The 1759-nt window shown below is 73.1% G+C and carries 1 protein-coding gene; it reads right to left on the reverse strand.

Annotation, left to right across the window (positions count from 1 at the left end):
- Positions 1 to 810 precede the first annotated feature (810 nt).
- Entirely contained in the window at positions 811 to 1311 is a 501-nt protein-coding gene (locus tag FrCorBMG51_RS07820; protein ID WP_047222420.1) for a hypothetical protein, read from the reverse strand.
- Positions 1312 to 1759 lie beyond the last annotated feature (448 nt).

Raw genomic sequence — 1759 nt, forward strand, 5'->3', positions numbered from 1 at the left:
CCCCAGCCGTGGCGGCGCGTCCGCGCCGCCGGTGGCCTCGAGGATCCCGTGTACCTGGAGTCGGACAGCGGTGTCGTGCTCGGCGATCTCGGCGCCGAGCACCAGCAGCCGACCGGACACCCGCTCCGCCGTGTCCGCGTCCGGTGTCCAGCCACCTCGCCAGGCGAGCAGTTGGGCGCGCGTCCACAGGTCGGCCCAGCGCCGGACCGGAAGCCGCGCCGCGGCCTCCACCGGGCAGGAGGCCCGCAGCTCGGTGGCCAGGCCGTCGACGAGCACCGCCAGCCGGCGCAGGCCCGCCTCGGCCCACGCGGCCTCGCGCGCCCGGGAGCTCGACGAGACCAGCTCGTCGTCGACGCCGCGCCAGCCGGTGATCGCCAGCTCGCGCAGCCACGACCGGCAGCCGGCGAGCACGCCGTTCCCCTCCGGCCCGGACGCGCCGGCCGCCGGCAGCCCGTTCCCCTCCGGCCCGGCGTCCCAGGTCAGCCGGTCTCGACCGAGCGCCATGTCGAAGCCCGTGAGCAGCGCGTCGTGTGCGGCGCCGAGGAGCGCGGCACGGGCACCGGCCAACGCCACCAGCGCGTCGTCACCGGCCGACCCGACGACGATCTTTTCCACGGCCTCCGCGGCCCGCGGGCCGAGCGGGGTCGCCGCTACCGCGCCCGCCAGGGCCTCGAGCGCGTCGACGGCCGACGGGCTCAGCCGGCCGAGGCCGTCGGCCAGAGCGTCGTCGAACCCGTCCACCACCGCGAGGGTCGCCTGGACGCCCCCGGGCACGGACCCGGTCAGCGCACCCAGCTGAGTCGCGCGCATCTACAGCACCGCCCGTTCCGCCGGGAACCAGTCGAGCTCGGGAACGGGCCCGGCGATGTCGGGCCGCTCCAGGTAGCCGAGATGTCGTAGGAAGCCGCTGAAGACGGTCGCCGCGGGCTGCTTCTCCTGCTGCCCGCTCAGGCCGGCGATCAGGCCGGTGGCCGACGCCGCGCCGTCGCCGACGTCGGCGCGCAGGTAGCGCGCGACCCGGTCCGCCCCGTACTGGAGCACCGCCGCGTCGACGAGCGCCTGGAGGTGCTTGCACATCGCCCAGGTGTTGAGCCCGCCGCAGGGCCGGTTGTTGTTCGTGCTGCAGTAGTACGCGTGCGTTCCGGCTGCGATCGACGAGACGTACACCCGCTCGATGTCCGAGCCGCTCGACACGACCCCCTGCAGCCGTCCGTCGGCCAGCTCGACGAAAGGCACCTTCGCCAGCGCCCGGGGCGGGACGGGCGCCCCGACCCGTCCTGTGCTGCGCCGCTCCTCGTCACCCGTCGCCACCGTTCATCGACCTCCGTCGCTCGACCGGCCGTCACCGACCGGTCGCTACCGATCAGCCCGGTCTGCCCGCTGTTGTATCGCGGGGGTCCGACAGTTCTAACCGGGGCGATCAGGACAGATCGGAATGGGCTACACGGCGACCCGGAGCAACCACGTGCCAGTGTGCGACCAGAGCTGGGACGGGCAGCCCGCGGATACCTTCGCCCACATCAACATCCGCGGTGCCGTCCCAGCGAACTGATCCATACCGTCTTTCGATTCGTTCGAATTTTGGCTACGCCGGTACGGGAAGTGGAAGATCATGGACGCTGGAGTCACCGAACGCACCGTCCTTCCCCCAGACGAGTCCCTCGACGATCTGGTCGCCTTCATCGGACAGGTCAGCCATGCGGAGAGCCACGCCGAGCTGATCGGACCCGACGGATCGCGCACCCCGCTACCGGCGGCC

The organism is Protofrankia coriariae, assembly GCF_001017755.1.
Lineage (GTDB): Bacteria > Actinomycetota > Actinomycetes > Frankiales > Frankiaceae > Protofrankia > Protofrankia coriariae.